The sequence below is a fragment of the Arthrobacter sp. D3-16 genome (assembly GCF_054408515.1).
Genome location: NZ_CP096437.1, coordinates 2,463,060 through 2,478,179, shown reverse-complemented (window position 1 = coordinate 2,478,179; position 15,120 = coordinate 2,463,060). Strand labels below are relative to the sequence as shown.

The window sequence follows — 15,120 nt, the reverse complement described above, 5'->3', positions numbered from 1 at the left end:
GTCGGCTGCGGTTTTGTTGGCTGGGGGCTGTCAGATCTCGTAGTCGAGCGGCACGGGCTGGCTGTAGCCGCCCCCGTGGTAAAGCAAGGGCGATCCGTCCCCGCCCACCTGGCCGTCAACGACCTGGACCACCACCACAGCGTTGTTCTCGAAGGAGAGGCGCATCTGCACCTCGCCGATCAACCACCCAGCCACGTCCTTAAGGATCGGCACCCCGTGCGGCCCGATATTCCAGTGGTCGCCCTCAAAGCGGTTGCCGGCTCCGGCAAACCGGTCTGCGAGTTGCTGGTTTTCCAGGCCAAGCATATGGACCCCGAGATAGGTGGTGTTGGCCACGGCAGGCCATGACCTGGAACTGCGGGCCATATTAAAGGTGAAACGCGGGGGCTGGGCTGACAGCGACGCTACGGAGGTGGCGGTGAAGCCAAACGGCTTGTCCTGGTAGTTCACCGTGATGATGGCAACGCCCGCCGCATGGCGCCGGAACATCTCCCTGAACGTCCGCTCGAACGGAACGTCATGTGCGGTCACGGGAACTCCTGATGGTGGGTGGCTATCTGCTCTCCTTCAAGGGTATGGGCCCGCTGGCCAGGCAGGGAATCTCTTGAAGCCGCACGTCCGGCGGTTAAGCGTGCGGAACATTTGTTAAGGTTTGTTGCATGACGACATCAACCCGCCGGGGACGTCCGCGGCTGCCCTGGGCCATACTTGCGGTCCCGGCATCTGCGGGCGTGCCTGCGGGAATCCTCTGGTGGCTCCTGGCGCCGGGCGGCCTGAACCTCATTACCCGGGACCCGGCCTTCGGCGCCGGCACCAACCCCCTCGTGTGGCTGCCAAGGGACCTCACGCTCGCCGGGCTGCTGGTCTTCGCCGGGTGCCTCCTGGCAGTGTTCCTGACCAGCAAAAAGCGGCGTGATCCGCAGGCCGACCTGTTGATGGGGCTCGCCGGTGCGTTGTGCGGCGCCGTCCTCGCCTGGCAGGCCGGACTGCTGTCGGCATACCTTTGGGCGCCTGAGGTGGACGCCTCGGCCAACGCCAGTATTGCCTTTTCGTTGCGCTCCCTGCCCGTGCTGCTGCTGTGGCCCGCTGCGACTGCTGTGTCCGTCTTCGTGCTGGAGTTAATGCACCTCCTGGGCAGGAAGGACGACGGCGGCGCGGACAGTTCGCGGCCCGTTGCAGTTGGGCCCGTAAAATAGTGCGGTGACCATTTCTTCGGAGTTCCCCGCCACCCCCGCCGCTTCAGCCGTGAGTTTCAGGACCGTTGACCTTCGGGGCCGGAACCTGACGCTCGCGGGACTTCGAGCTGCGGTGCCCCGCGCCCAGGGCCACACGGTAGCCGACGCGGAGGAAAAGGTCCTCGACATCATCGGGTCCGTCCGGCAACGGGGTTTCGATGCCCTGGGCGAACTCGCCCTCCGTTTCGACGGGGTGGCGCAAAACCACCCGCTCGTCCCGCAGGAGGCCCTCTCGGCGGCGCTTCAGGAGCTGGATCCGGCCGTCCGCCAGGCGCTGGAGGAATCCATCAGTCGGGCGCGCCGGTTCGCCGACGGCCAGCGGCCGCGCAACGTGGAGGTCCAGCTCGGGGACGGCGCGCTGGTCAGCCAGAACTGGGTGCCGGTGGCGCGCGTGGGACTCTACGTTCCCGGCGGCCTGGCCGTTTACCCCTCCTCTGTCATCATGAACGTGGTTCCGGCCCTGGCAGCCGGGGTTGGATCCATTGCCCTGGCATCGCCCCCGCAGAAGGAGTTCGGCGGCCTGCCCCATCCCACCATCCTTGCGGCTGCTGCACTGCTGGGCATCACTGAGGTGTACGCCATTGGCGGCGCCCAGGCTATTGCCTCCTTTGCCTACGGGGTCCCTGCAGCGGAGGCCGGTCCTGCCCTGGAACCGGTGGACGTGGTCACCGGCCCTGGCAACATCTTCGTTGCCACGGCCAAGCGCCTGGTGAAGGGTGCAGTGGGCATCGATTCCGAGGCGGGCACTACCGAAATTGCCATCCTGGCGGACTCCACGGCCCAACCTGCCCTGGTGGCCGCCGACCTGATCAGCCAGGCCGAGCACGATCCCAAGGCGGCCTCGGTGCTGATCACGGATTCCGAGGATCTCGCGGCTGCCGTCCGCAGGGAACTGGACCGGCAGGCCGTGGCCACCAAGCACTCCGGCCGGGTCCGCGAAGCACTGTCCGGCCCGCAGTCCGGAGTGGTCCTGGTGGACGACCTGGAACAGGGCATCGCTGCCTGCGATGCGTATGCCGCAGAACACCTGGAAATCATGACCCGGGACGCAGCTGCGGTGGCGGCCAGGATCCGCAATGCCGGAGCCATCTTTGTTGGGGACTACAGCCCCGTCAGCCTGGGCGACTACTGTGCCGGCTCCAACCACGTACTGCCCACCAGTGGCACGGCTGCCTTCTCGTCCGGCTTGAATGTCACCACCTTCCTGCGTGCCATCCAGGTAGTGAACTACAGCCGTGAGGCCCTGGCGGAAGTCAGTGGCCACATCGTCAGCCTCGCCGGGGCAGAAGACCTGCCCGCCCACGGTGAGGCGGTGACGGCACGTTTCCCAGGGGGTCAGGACCGGCCGGGCTCCGATATGTAGTAGCAGCCACCACTACATGTAGTAGTTACAGGCTTGTGATTTGGCTGCGCCGGGACGTAAACTTAGAGGCGGTACCGGGCTGCCCGTGCTTTATCAGAGCAGCGCCTCACACCGAAGAAAATCCAGCGAAAGAAGGGACGCCATGTATTGTCCGTTCTGCCGCAACCCCGATTCACGGGTGGTGGACAGCCGTATGGCGGACGACGGCTCAGCCATCCGCCGTCGCCGCCAATGCCCTGAGTGCGGTCGCAGGTTCACCACGGTGGAGACCACCAGCTTGTCCGTGATCAAGCGTTCCGGCGTGGGGGAGCCTTTCAGCCGCAGCAAGGTGATCAACGGTGTCCGCAAGGCCTGCCAGGGACGCCCGGTCAGCGAGGACGACCTCGCGCTGCTCGCCCAGGAAGTCGAGGAGCAGATCCGCTCATCCGGCGCCGCCGAAATCGATGCCCACGAGGTGGGACTCGTCATCCTTGGTCCGCTGCAGAAGCTGGACAAGGTGGCTTACCTCCGCTTTGCGAGCGTCTACCAGGCCTTCGAATCCCTCGAGGATTTCGAAACGGCCATCGCCCTGCTTCGCCAGGAAGCAGAAGAGGACGCAAAGCGTACCCCTGGCAAGGGCGCCAAAAGCTCCGAAAAGAGCCCGCTGTAAGCTCCGGTGGTGGCAGCGGAGGGGAAGCCGCAGCCACCACCGGCACCACACCTCGCCCTCAGAGGGCCAGGCTGGTTACCTTCCCCCTGAAACGGGCAGCACCGCGCCGGTGATATAGCCCGCCTCCGCTGACATCAGCCACAGTACGGCGGCCGCTACCTCTTCAGGTTCAGCGCCCCTGCCGAGCGGAATGGTCGGGTTGAGCCGCTCAACGCGGTCCGGCATCCCGGCCGCCGCGTGCAGGCCGGTGTTGGTGCTCCCGGGGGCAACTGCGTTCACCCGGATACCCTGCTTTGCCACTTCAGCCGCCAGGCCTGTGGTGAGCACATCCACGGCACCCTTTGAGGCCGCGTAGTGCGCCCAGGTGCCGGGGGAACCTGCTTTGGTTGCCGTGGAAGAGATGTTGATGATGGATCCGCCGGCGCCACCGGCGCGGGTGTCCAGGCGGCGCACGGCCTCCTGGCACACGTAGATCGTCCCGGTCACGTTGACGTCCATGACCCGGCGGACGGCCTCCGCAGGCACGTCGATGAGGTTCCCGATCAGGTTGCCGGTGATGCCCGCGTTGTTCACCACTGCTGTCAGCGGCCCAAGCTGCGCGGCGGCGTTGAACAGCGACCGGACTGCGGCGGGATCGCTGACGTCCGCCCGGGCACTGATTCCTGTGCCGCCGTCGTCCGTGATGTCCCTGACCACGGCCGTGGCGCCCTCAGCATCGGCGGAGTAGTTCACCACCACCGCGTAACCGGAGCGGGCAGCCAGCCGGGCGATGGCGGCGCCGATGCCGCGGCTGGCACCGGTGACCACCATGACGCCGCGGGTGGCGGGGCCGGAAGCATTGCCCACCGCTATTTCGCGAGCTTGTGCTTCAGGGCAATTTCGATGGCGGCGCCCACGATGCCGGCCTCGTTCCGCAGGACAGCAGGCACGATCGGCGTCCGGAGCTTGAGGTTGGGCAGGTACTCGTCTGCCCGCTTGGAAATGCCTCCACCCACGATGAACAGTTCGGGGGAGAACAGGAACTCGACATGGGAGAAGTAGCGCTGCAGCAGGACGCTGTATTCGTCCCAGCTCAGGCCGTCCCGCTCACGGGCCACTGCGGAGGCTTTGGTTTCCGCGTCGTGGCCGTCGATTTCCAGGTGGCCCAGCTCGGCGTTCGGTACGAGTTTGCCGTCGAAGATAAAAGCTGAGCCGATGCCGGTGCCGAGGGTGATCACCAGGACCGTGCCGGCAACCCCGGCCCCGGCACCATAGCGGGCCTCCGCGAGTCCGGCGGCGTCGGCGTCGTTGATGACCTCGACGGGACGGCCCAGGCGCGCCGTCAGGAGGCCGTCGATGTCGGTGTTCAGCCAGCTCTTGTCCACGTTGGCGGCGGAGTGGACCACACCGTGCTGGATGATGCCGGGGAAGGTGACGCCAACGGGTGAGCCGGCAGCGGGCGCTTCGGGGCGTGCCGAGAGCTCGGAAACCACCAGTGCCACTGCCTCGGCAACCGACTCCGGGGTGGCGGGCTGCGGGGTGGGTACGCGGAAGCGTTCACCCAGCAGCTTGCCCTTCTTCAAGTCGACGATGCCGCCCTTGATTCCCGTGCCTCCGATGTCGATGCCGATCAGCGGGGCGTTCTTGTGCGACTTCTCGTCCTTCTTGGCCAATGGGTTTCCGTTCGTGGCAGGGGCGGGCAGGGAAGGGGCGGCGGGAAGCCGGCCCCGGGGAGTTGCGTGGCCAGCGGCACTGGCCGGCCGGTAACAGGTGGTGGGCAGCTTGGACTTGCTGCGTGTCAGGGCAGGGTCAGGATCTCCGCACCGGACTCGGTGACCAGCAGGGTGTGTTCAAACTGGGCGGTGCGCTTGCGGTCCCGGGTCACAACGGTCCAGTCATCGGCCCACATGTCCCACTCCACGGTGCCCAGCGTCAGCATCGGCTCAATGGTGAACACCATGCCCTGCTCAATCACTGTGCTGTAGGCGGGGGCGGCGTCATAGTGAGGGATGATGAGCCCGGTGTGGAAGGCTTCGCCCACACCGTGCCCGGTGAAGTCGCGCACCACGCCATAGCCGAAGCGCTTGGCGTAAGACTGGATGGCGCGGCCGATCACGTTGATTTCACGGCCCGGGGCAACGGCCTTGATGGCACGGTTCAGGGACTCCTGCGTCCGTTCCACGAGCAGGCGGGACTCCTCGTCGACATCCCCTACCAGGAAGGTGTAGTTGGTGTCACCGTGGACACCGTCGATGTAGGCCGTGATGTCGATGTTGATGATGTCCCCGTCCTTGACCACCGTGGTGTCCGGGATCCCGTGGCAGATGACCTCGTTAAGCGACGAGCACAAGGACTTGGGGAATCCCCGGTACCCGAGGGTGGAGGGGTAGGCGTGGTGGTCAAGGAGGAACTCGTGCCCCACCTTGTCCAGCTGGTCAGTGGTGACACCAGGCTCGATGTGCCTGCCTACTTCAACGATGGCCTGCGCGGCGATTTTGGCGGCCACACGGATCTTTTCAACGGTTTCCGCGGACTTGACCTCGGAGCCGGTGAACTTCGCGGGTGCCGGCCGGCCCACATACTCGGGGCGGGGGATGGACGCCGGTACGGGACGCTGCGGGCTGACGGTTCCCGGGGTAAGGGTGCCGATGGGTGCAGTCGAGGCAAGGGAAGGCATAGATTGATCATATAAGGCACCACAGAAGGCCTAACAACCGGGAGCCGCGTCTGTCCCGCGTAGGGGTTTAAGTTACGCGCGTCACGCAGCTTCCTGCCTGCCGGAACGGGGAACAACGATGACTGAATACTGGTACAACATCAAGACCCGCCAGGTGGAGGAGGACCGGCTCTCGGACTGGAGCCAGCTGATCGGCCCCTACAAAACAAGGGAAGAAGCGGAGCATGCCCTGGAGAAGGTCCGCGCCCGCAATGTAGCTTGGGAGAAGGACGACGACGACTGACGGGCACCCGGGCAGGCCGGCTTACCGCCGGCCTGCTTCCTGGCACCTGCGGCTAGAACGTGTGCTCGGGCCCGGGGAACTGGCCGGTCCGGACATCATCACCGTACGCGGCGGCCGCCTCAAGGAGTGTGGTCCGAAGGTCTGCGTACTGCTTGACGAACTTGGCCATCCTGCCGCCCCGGAGCCCGGCCATGTCCTGCCAGACCAGCACCTGCCCGGTGGTCTCCTTGCCGGCGCCGATGCCCACGGTGGGAACGGTGACGGCCTTATCCACCGCTGCCGCCGTCTCCGCGGGGACCATCTCCATCAGCACGCTGAAGGCGCCCGCATCCGCCAACGCGACGGCGTCGTCAATCAGCCGCTGGGCGTCGTCGCCGCGGCCCTGGACACGGTAACCGCCCAGCGCGTGCTCACTTTGCGGCGTAAAGCCGATGTGGGCCATCACGGGAATCCCTGCCTGCACCATGGCCCGGACGGTCGGGGCATAGTATTTTCCGCCTTCTATTTTGACGGCATGGGCCAGGCCTTCCTTCAGGAACCTCACCCCGGCGGCGACGGCCTGCTCAGGGGAGACCTCGTAGCTGCCGAACGGAAGGTCGGCCACGATGAGCGCGCGCCTGGCGGACCTCGCCACCGCACGGCACAGGGGCAGCAGCTCGTCAACGGTCACCGGCAGGCTGGTCTCGTTGCCGTAAACATTGTTGGACGCCGAGTCGCCCACGAGGAGCACCTCAATGCCGGCGGCGTCGAAGATTTCTGCCGTGTACTGCTCGTAGGCGGTCAGCATGGCGAACTTGGTGCCGTCATTTTTGGCCTGCTGCAGGTGGTGGAGGCGCACCTTGGCCGGCTTCCGCTCCGGGGATGGCGGCGCGCCCTGGCCGGGCCCGTTGCCGTAGGGGGCGGGGACGTCGGCGGACATGCTTGAGTCGGGGCGGTTGCTGGAGGCCATGGCATGAGCGTAGTGCGGTACCGATGGTCCTAGCTACAGGCGGTGTCTCCAGCAAGGGTGATTCGCGTCATAAGGGAGGCGCCCCCGGGGGCTCGTACCGGGGCTGCCGCCGGTGCCATTCCCCGGCCGCCGTGTTAACGCTGTGTTACGCGGTCTGCAGGCTCCAGCATCGGCGTCAATTGCTTAGTACAGTGTTTGTGAACTGCTGCCGGCTTTCTGCGGACCGGGGCATGGACGTTGACCGGAGAAGAGGCCATCATGGACCGCCAGCAAGAGTTTGTCCTGCGCACAATCGAAGAGCGCGACGTACGTTTCGTGCGCCTGTGGTTCACCGACGTCGTGGGTTCACTCAAGTCCGTGGCGCTGGCGCCGGCGGAAGTAGAGGGCGCCTTCGAGGAAGGCCTCGGTTTCGACGGTTCAGCCATTGAGGGGCTGGCACGTGTGTTTGAGTCCGACATGCTCGCGCAGCCGGATCCGGCCACCTTCCAGATCCTCCCGTGGCGCGGCGAAACCGAGCAGACGTCCCGCATGTTCTGCGACATCCTCACGCCTGATGGCGAACCTTCCACCGCCGATCCCCGCAACGTCCTCAAGCGCACCCTCGCCAAGGCCGCCGACATGGGATTCACCTGCTACACCCACCCGGAGATCGAGTTCTACCTCCTCAAGTCCCAGGAACCCGGCCCGGATGGTGCGCCGGTGCCGGTTGATGAGGGCGGCTACTTTGACCACGTCCCGGGCGGCGTGGCCCAGGATTTCCGCCGGACGGCGGTCACCATGCTGGAATCCGTGGGTATCTCGGTGGAGTTCAGCCACCATGAAGCGGGGCCGGGGCAGAACGAGATTGATTTGCGCTACGCGGATGCCCTCCAGACGGCGGACAACATCATGACCTTCCGCACGATCATCAAGGAAGTGGCGCTGCAGCAGGGGACCTATGCCACCTTTATGCCCAAGCCCTTCACTGCGCACCCCGGGTCCGGCATGCACACCCACTTTTCCCTGTTCGAAGGCGACACCAACGCCTTCTACGAGGCAGGCGCCGAGTTCCAGCTGTCCAAGACTGCGCGGCAGTTCATTGCCGGCATCCTCAAGCACGCCCCCGAGTTCACCGCGGTGACCAACCAGTTCGTGAACTCCTATAAGCGCCTGTGGGGCGGCGGCGAGGCGCCGAGCTACCTGAGCTGGGGGCACAACAACCGCTCGGCCCTGGTCCGTGTCCCGCTGTACAAGCCGGGCAAGGGCCAGTCGGCGCGGATCGAGTACCGCGGCATCGACTCCGCTGCAAACCCGTACCTTGCCTACGCCGTCCTGCTGGGCGCCGGGCTGAAGGGCATCGAGGAAGGCTACGACCTGCCCGCTGCAGCCGAAGACGATGTCTGGTCGCTGAGCTCGGCGGAGCGCCGCGCCATGGGGCATGATCCCCTTCCCGCCAGCCTGCATGACGCCATCCGCTCGATGGAGGACTCCGAACTGATGCCGCAAATCCTGGGGGAGCAGGTCTTCGAGCACTTCCTGCGGAACAAGCGCGCCGAGTGGCAGGACTACCGGCTCCAGGTGACGCCCTACGAACTGCAGCGCAACCTGGCCATTCTCTAGGCAGCGGTTGTGAGCCTCGCACGGCGCCTGATTGCGGCCGGCTTCAGCGACCTGGAGAAGGGCGAGCGGTTCCTGGCTGCCCGCGAGCTTGAAGGACTGGACGAAGACCGGCTCTTTGCGGGGCTGCAGATGGCAGCCAGTCCGGACACTGCCCTTCAGTCGCTGGTGCGGTTGATCGAAAAGCATCCGGCCCTGCGGGAGCTGGCGGGCGCTGACCCCGAAACCAGCGAACCGCTCTACCGGGTGCTGGGGGCTTCGGAGGCCCTGGGGGAGTTCCTCATCCGCCACCCCGAACACCTCGATGCCTTTGATGTGCGTCCCAGCCCGGAGCCCGTGCAGGCTGATGCGTCGGCGTTGCGCGCCACCCTTCTGCAGTCGGTGGGTGCTGATCCGAAAGCCGCACGCCCGGTCGCCGGGGTCACCGGCACGGAGGCGTACGCGGCCCTGCGGACGGCTTACCGCCGGGGGGTGGTGGATCTTGCAGTCAAGGACCTGTGCGCCGCGGATCCACTGGACTTCCTGCCCCTGGCGGGCGGCGAACTCGCGGACCTTGCGGGGGCAGCCATCGAGGCTGCCCTGGCTGTCTCCCGTGCCGAGGCAGCCGGCCAGTTCAGCGCCTCGGACGTGGCCGACGTCGGCCTTGCCGTCATTGGAATGGGTAAGTGCGGAGCGCGCGAGCTTAACTACATTTCCGACGTCGACGTCATCTACGTGGTGGAGGGGGGCAGCCTGGAGGACGCACAGGCCAGCACTATCGGCGCTGCCCTGGCCAGCGGAATCTCCCGCGCCATCTCATCAGTCGCGCGGGAACCCGGGTTGTGGGAAGTGGACGCAAACCTCCGCCCGGAAGGGAAGTCCGGGCCGCTGGTGCGCACTCTCGTTTCCCACCAGGCGTACTACGCGCGATGGGCTGAAAGCTGGGAGTTCCAAGCACTGCTGAAGGCGCGCACGATCGCCGGCGATGTTGCCCTGGGCCAGCAGTACGAGGACGCCATTGCACCGCTGATCTGGAGCTCAGCCAGCCGCGACGGGTTCGTTGAATCGGTGCAGGCGATGCGGCGCCGGGTCACGGAGCACATCCCGCAGGCCGAGGAACAGCGGCAGATCAAGCTGGGCCGCGGAGGACTCCGCGACGTTGAATTTACGGTGCAGCTGCTCCAGCTGGTCCACGGCAGGTCCGACGAAACCCTGCGCCGGCGGGACACCACCTCCGCCATCGCGGCCCTGTCCGCAGGCGGCTACATCGGACGCGCCGATGCCGCGGCCTTCGACAACGCCTACCGGTACCTGCGGCTGCTGGAGCACCGCATCCAGCTCTTCCAGCTCCGCAGGACGCACCTCATGCCCGTAGCGGAGCCGGCGCTCCGGGCGTTGGCCAAGGCGGTCCTGGGGCCGTTTTCCAGTGAGCGGCCGCATCCGGACGCCCTGCTCGCCGCCTGGCAGAAAACCAAGCGTTCGGTGCGCGAGCTGCATGAACGGATCTTCTACCGGCCCCTGCTCAACACCGCAGCCAAACTCAGCAGCGAGGACGCCAAGCTCACACCCGAAGCGGCACAGGGCCGGCTGGCCGCCCTCGGCTACCGGGACCCGCAGGGCGCCATGCGCCACATCGAAGCGCTGACCGCCGGTGTGAGCCGCAGGGCCGCCCTGCAGCGGCAGTTGCTGCCCATCCTGCTCGACTGGCTCGCGGAAGGCGTTGACCCCGACGCCGGCCTCCTCGCCTTCCGCAGGGTCAGCGAGGCCCTGGGCACCACCCACTGGTACCTGGGCATGCTTCGCGACTCCAATGCTGCGGCGGAGCGGCTGTGCCATATGCTTTCGAATTCGCGGCTGATTGCCGACCTGCTGGAAGTTTCCCCTGAATCGGTCGCGTGGCTCGGCCAGGATAAGGACCTCGTCCCGGTGACGTTCGAGGCCCAGTGGCAGGAGATCACCGCCAAGATGTCCCGCCACGCGGATCCCGAGAGTGCCATGCGGTTGATCCGCCTGATCAGGCGGCGGGAGACGCTTCGGATCGCGATCGCCGATTCTGCCGGGCTGGTGGGCCAGGACGACGTCGGGGCGGCCCTTGCGGACACCGACCGTGCAGCCGTCCTGGGCGCCCTGCGGGTGGCGGAAGGCATCGTGTCCGCCCGCGGGCCCCTTAAGACCGCCGTCCTGGTGGTTGCCATGGGCCGTCAGGGCGGCCGCGAAATCGGCTACGGCTCCGACGCCGACGTGATGTACGTTCACCGGGCCCTGCCTGGTTTTTTCGAGGAGGAAGCGCAGGAGCAGGCCTCGCGGATAGTGGCAAAGGTTTCCAGCCTCCTGACCCAGCCGCTGAAACCGGCCATCATGGCGGAACGGGTGCTGCAGGTGGACGCCGACTTGCGGCCGGAGGGCAAGAACGGAGCGATGGTGCGCTCCCTGGACTCTTTCGCCGAATACTACCGGCGCTGGTCGCTCATCTGGGAGGCCCAGGCGCTGCTGCGTGCACGGCCGATGGCCGGGGACGATGCCTTGGCCGCGGACTTCTTCGACCTCATCAACCCCATCCGGTATCCGGAATCCATATCGGAGCAGGATGTGCGCGAAATTCGGCGGGTCAAGGCCAGGGTTGAAGCCGAACGCCTGCCCCGTGGGGCTGATCCCGCCAGGCACCTCAAACTGGGCCGCGGCGGGCTCAGCGACGTCGAGTGGCTGGTCCAGCTTCTGCAGCTTCAGCATGCGGCCAAACATGAGGAGCTGCGGACCACCTCCACCCTCGGGGCCCTGGAAGCCGCAACCCGGGCAGGGCTGCTGGACACGGAGGATGCAGACCTGCTGGCCGCTGCCTGGCGCCTCGCCAGCCGGATCCGCTCGGCCAACGTCATCTGGAACGGCAAAGCCTCGGACCTGCTGCCGTCCTCGCGGCGGGACCTGGAAGCGGTGGCGAGGTGGTGCGGTTACGAACCCGGCCAGGCCGCGGTCCTGGAAGAGGATTACCTGCGGGTCAGCCGCCGGGCCAGGGCAGTCTTTGAGCGGGTTTTCTACGGGCATTGACCCGGTTACTGCACCTTGTCCGAGGGAGTGGCTGACACTTGTCCGGGGCCGGTGCTAGTTTGAGCCCATGGCTACCCAAATCTTCTTCAACCTGCCCGTCAAGGACCTGAAACGCTCTGTGGACTTCTTCACGGCCCTTGGGTTCACCTTCAACCCGGACTATACGGATGAGAACGCCACCTGCATGATCATCAATGAGAACGCCTACGTCATGCTCCTGGTGGACAGCTTCTTCAAGACCTTTACGTCCAAGGAGATTGCGGACAGCAAGGCCGCCGCGGAAGCGATCGTTGCCTACTCCGTTGATAGCCGAAAGGCAGTGGATGAGGCCGTCAGGACCGCATTGGCCTCCGGCGGGTCCGCTTCCGAAGACCCCCAGGACTACGGTTTTATGTACAACCACAGCTTCCAGGATCCGGACGGCCACCTCTGGGAAGTGACGTGGATGGATCCTGCCGGTCCGCCGGCTGAGTCCGTGGCCGCTGAATCAGCGGCCGGTGACGGGTCCGCCGGCGCGCAGTCCTGAACGGGATGGACCCGGGCATCTGGCTGATCCCGCTTCAGGACCTCGACGACGACGCCTGTGCCATCCAGTTGGGCGCAGTGGCGAACCTTGAACTCGGGCCGGGCCAGGAGCAGTTCGTGGGCGATCCGCTGCGGATGGTACTGGTGGGGCTCGCGGAGGAGTCCCGCCGCCCCTACGTCATGGAATTCCGGGGCCGGGCCGTGGGCGTGCTGACCCTGCAGGCAGGGGCAGCCCGGCTGGCGGGCTGGCCGGACGACGATTCAGCCTGGCTGCTGCGGGGCTTCCTGATCGACCGGCGGGAACAGGGGAAAGGCCTTGGCCCGTTGGCTGCTGCCGCCGCTGTGGCGGCTGCGGAAAAACTCAGCGCCAGGCATGGGACGGGAGAGACCGGCGTCGTCCTCTCCGTCAATGAAGCAAATCCGGCGGGATTGTCCGCCTACCGCCGCGCCGGCTTTGAGGACCGCGGGCAATATTCGGGAGGGCCGGCCGGTCCCCAGCGGGTGATGTTCCGCGGTTTTGGCCGGTCCGCCGCAGGGTAGCCGGGGATCCCGGCGTTGCGCTCTGTCCCGTATTGCCCGAGGATGTGGGTTGGCGGTGTTCTTCAAACCTTGTTGGGGGGAAGGCTTGCAAAGTCTTCGTCTCGGGGAGCATTCGTCAGGGGATCCGGTTCCCGGTCTCAGCACGTCTGGAACCGGGTCCCCACCCTCAGCAGCCGGTGTTGCACCGCAGCACCCACCCGTAGCCGCCTTCGGAAAAAGTGAGTACCGCCTACTGGTGCCCCCGAACCACCAGGAGCGGTTAACTATGAGTGCCGGCAGGTTGCGGGCCTGGTAGCCCCCACAGCCTCTGCCGGCACCATCATCGCCTTACCTGAACGATAGCCGGCCCCGCGAGCCGGGCCGGCTTCAGAAAGCCGCAGGCATTCCATGCGAATAACAGTACATACCGAAGACGGGGTGGATCCCATGGATTGCCCCCATCAGTTTGTGGGCCGTTGTGACAAATGCTCCGCACCGGCAGGAATTGTCCAGCCCGCCGGGATAACAACCGACAGCCCCACGGTCGGGTATTGGACGGAAGCTGGCGGGCTGGCAGGCTGAGCGGCCGCACGGGGGCGCTCAGCGCACAACAAAGGCCGGCCCCCGAGGAGACCGGCCTTGTTGCGACTCAAATTTTTGCGGGCTGCCTGCGGGCTAAAGCCGCTTCAGCCGCAAGTCCGGCTAGACGCCGTAGTAGAGCTCGAACTCGTAGGGGTTCGGGCGCAGCGACAGCGGACGGATCTCGTTCTCGTACTTGTACTCGATCCAGGTGTCGATCAGGTCCTGGGTGAACACGCCGCCGGCCTGCAGGAACTCGTTGTCCTCGGCCAGGGCCTCCAGGGCTTCCTCCAGCGTGCCCGGAGCCTTGGGGATGTCCTTGGCCTCTTCTGCCGGGAGCTCGTAGAGGTCCTTGTCGATCGGTGCGGGCGGCTCGATGCGGTTGCGGATACCGTCGATGCCGGCCATCAGCTGGGCAGCGAATGCCAGGTAAGGGTTGGAGGAGGGGTCCGGCGCGCGGAATTCGATGCGCTTGGCCTTGGGGTTGGTGCCCGTGATGGGGATACGGATACCGGCGGAGCGGTTGCCCTGCGAGTAGACCATGTTGACCGGAGCTTCGAAGCCCTTGACCAGGCGGCGGTAGGAGTTCACCGTCGGGTTGGTGAAGGCCAGGACGGCGGAGGCGTGCTTGAGCAGGCCGCCGATGTACCAGCGGGCTGTGTCGGACAGGCCGGCGTAGCCCTTCTCGTCGTAGAACAGCGGCTCTCCGCCGTTCCACAGCGACTGGTGGCAGTGCATGCCGGAGCCGTTGTCGCCGAAGACCGGCTTGGGCATAAAGGTCACTGACTTGCCCCAGGCGTCTGCGGTGTTCTTGATGACGTACTTGAACTTCTGCAGGTCATCCGCAGCGTGGGTCAGGGTGGTGAACTTGTAATTGATCTCAGCCTGGCCGGCGGAGCCAACTTCGTGATGGCTGCGCTCGACCTCGAGGCCGGCTTCGTCCAGGGCGACACACATTGCATCGCGCAGGTCGGCCTGCTTGTCAGTGGGGGAGACCGGGAAGTAGCCGCCCTTGACGGGGGTCTTGTAACCGAGGTTTCCACCCTCTTCCTCGCGGCCGGTGTTCCAGTGGGCTTCCTCGGAGTCGATCTTGTAGAAGCTGCCCTGCGGGGAGGACTGGTACTGGACGTTGTCGAATACGAAGAACTCGGCTTCGGGAGCGAAGAAGGCGGTGTCAGCGATGCCGGTGGAGGCCAGGTAGGCTTCGGCCTTCTCTGCCACGCCGCGGGGGTCGCGGTGGTAAGGATCGCCGGTACGGGGGTTGACGATGGAGAAGTTCAGCGCCAGGGTCTTCTCCATGCGGAACGTGTCCAGGAACGCGGTGGTGACGTCCGGGATCAGCTGCATGTCGGATTCGGCGATGCCCTGGAAACCGCGGATGGAGGATCCGTCGAAGAGCTGGCCGTTGATGAAGAAGTCGGCGTCAACGCTCTTGGCCGGGACGTTGAAGTGCTGCTGGACACCCGGAAGGTCGGTGAAACGGATATCGACGAATTTAATGTCTTCGTCTTTGATGAACTTGAGGACCTCGTCCGCAGTCTTGAACATCTATGCTCCTAACGCATATGTAACTATCTGGCGTGAAAGCCATCTGATCCAGCGCAATCCAAAGCAGGGAAACGCCGCAGTGTTTCCCTGCTGAAAGTACCCGCTGCACATGTATGCCGGTGGATTTGCTTGAAACTGCTAACAGCCTATGGACGCGGCATTTCCCGTCCATGTCCGCATTGTTTCGGGCAGGT

At 65.8% G+C, this 15,120-nt stretch carries 14 protein-coding genes; 8 read left to right on the top strand and 6 right to left on the bottom strand.

Features of this window, described 5'->3' with window-relative positions; translation table 11 throughout:
• Positions 1 to 30 precede the first annotated feature (30 nt).
• Positions 31 to 489 carry a flavin reductase family protein gene (locus M1D32_RS11845; protein ID WP_458782178.1) on the bottom strand — a complete coding sequence of 153 codons (459 nt, stop codon included), beginning with the start codon at positions 487 to 489 and terminating at the stop codon, positions 31 to 33.
• A 170-nt stretch (positions 490 to 659) separates the two neighbouring features.
• Here M1D32_RS11845 and M1D32_RS11840 point away from each other — a divergent pair, with 170 nt between their 5' ends.
• The 3 genes from M1D32_RS11840 (at position 660) to nrdR (ending at position 3,247) form a co-directional block, all read left to right on the top strand.
• A complete protein-coding gene (locus M1D32_RS11840) occupies positions 660 to 1,196 on the top strand; it encodes a hypothetical protein (protein ID WP_458778866.1) in 537 nt (178 codons plus the stop codon).
• A gap of 4 nt (positions 1,197 to 1,200) precedes the next feature.
• Positions 1,201 to 2,598, top strand: a complete 1,398-nt coding sequence (gene hisD / locus M1D32_RS11835) for a histidinol dehydrogenase (protein ID WP_458778865.1) — start codon at positions 1,201 to 1,203, stop codon at positions 2,596 to 2,598.
• Positions 2,599 to 2,740: 142 nt separating this feature from the next.
• Positions 2,741 to 3,247, top strand: a complete 507-nt coding sequence (nrdR, locus tag M1D32_RS11830) for a transcriptional regulator NrdR (protein WP_458778864.1) — start codon at positions 2,741 to 2,743, stop codon at positions 3,245 to 3,247.
• Between the two features lie 75 nt (positions 3,248 to 3,322).
• Here nrdR and M1D32_RS11825 read toward each other — a convergent pair whose 3' ends face one another.
• The 3 genes from M1D32_RS11825 to map all read right to left on the bottom strand — a co-directional run bounded on the left by M1D32_RS11825 (position 3,323) and on the right by map (position 5,903).
• Complete coding sequence (locus M1D32_RS11825; protein WP_458782177.1) at positions 3,323 to 4,057, bottom strand: SDR family oxidoreductase; 735 nt, start codon at positions 4,055 to 4,057, stop codon at positions 3,323 to 3,325.
• Between the two features lie 38 nt (positions 4,058 to 4,095).
• A complete protein-coding gene (gene ppgK / locus M1D32_RS11820; protein ID WP_458778863.1) occupies positions 4,096 to 4,899 on the bottom strand; it encodes a polyphosphate--glucose phosphotransferase in 804 nt (267 codons plus the stop codon).
• Positions 4,900 to 5,024: 125 nt separating this feature from the next.
• Positions 5,025 to 5,903 (bottom strand): type I methionyl aminopeptidase, encoded by an 879-nt coding sequence (gene map / locus M1D32_RS11815; protein WP_458778862.1) that lies wholly within the window; start codon positions 5,901 to 5,903, stop codon positions 5,025 to 5,027.
• Positions 5,904 to 6,021: 118 nt separating this feature from the next.
• Between map and M1D32_RS11810 the strand changes: the two genes are divergently transcribed.
• Complete coding sequence (locus tag M1D32_RS11810; protein WP_458778861.1) at positions 6,022 to 6,186, top strand: SPOR domain-containing protein; 165 nt, start codon at positions 6,022 to 6,024, stop codon at positions 6,184 to 6,186.
• Between the two features lie 52 nt (positions 6,187 to 6,238).
• On the opposite strand, the gene panB is transcribed toward M1D32_RS11810, so the two are convergent.
• Positions 6,239 to 7,135, bottom strand: coding sequence for a 3-methyl-2-oxobutanoate hydroxymethyltransferase (panB, locus tag M1D32_RS11805; protein ID WP_458778860.1), 897 nt, complete (start codon positions 7,133 to 7,135; stop codon positions 6,239 to 6,241).
• A 258-nt stretch (positions 7,136 to 7,393) separates the two neighbouring features.
• Between panB and glnA (M1D32_RS11800) the strand changes: the two genes are divergently transcribed.
• The 4 genes from glnA (M1D32_RS11800) to M1D32_RS11785 all read left to right on the top strand — a co-directional run bounded on the left by glnA (M1D32_RS11800) (position 7,394) and on the right by M1D32_RS11785 (position 12,820).
• Positions 7,394 to 8,734 (top strand): type I glutamate--ammonia ligase, encoded by a 1,341-nt coding sequence (gene glnA, locus M1D32_RS11800; RefSeq protein ID WP_458778859.1) that lies wholly within the window; start codon positions 7,394 to 7,396, stop codon positions 8,732 to 8,734.
• A gap of 9 nt (positions 8,735 to 8,743) precedes the next feature.
• Positions 8,744 to 11,755: a bifunctional [glutamine synthetase] adenylyltransferase/[glutamine synthetase]-adenylyl-L-tyrosine phosphorylase gene (locus M1D32_RS11795; RefSeq protein WP_458778858.1), complete on the top strand. Its 3,012-nt coding sequence runs from the start codon at positions 8,744 to 8,746 to the stop codon at positions 11,753 to 11,755.
• 67 nt (positions 11,756 to 11,822) lie between these two features.
• Positions 11,823 to 12,281, top strand: coding sequence for a VOC family protein (locus M1D32_RS11790; RefSeq protein WP_458778857.1), 459 nt, complete (start codon positions 11,823 to 11,825; stop codon positions 12,279 to 12,281).
• A 5-nt stretch (positions 12,282 to 12,286) separates the two neighbouring features.
• Entirely contained in the window at positions 12,287 to 12,820 is a 534-nt protein-coding gene (locus tag M1D32_RS11785; RefSeq protein ID WP_458778856.1) for a GNAT family N-acetyltransferase, read from the top strand.
• Between the two features lie 681 nt (positions 12,821 to 13,501).
• Here the strand turns inward: M1D32_RS11785 and glnA (M1D32_RS11780) are convergent.
• On the bottom strand, positions 13,502 to 14,926 hold the full coding sequence (gene glnA, locus M1D32_RS11780) for a type I glutamate--ammonia ligase (protein ID WP_050055503.1): 1,425 nt from the start codon (positions 14,924 to 14,926) through the stop codon (positions 13,502 to 13,504).
• Positions 14,927 to 15,120 lie beyond the last annotated feature (194 nt).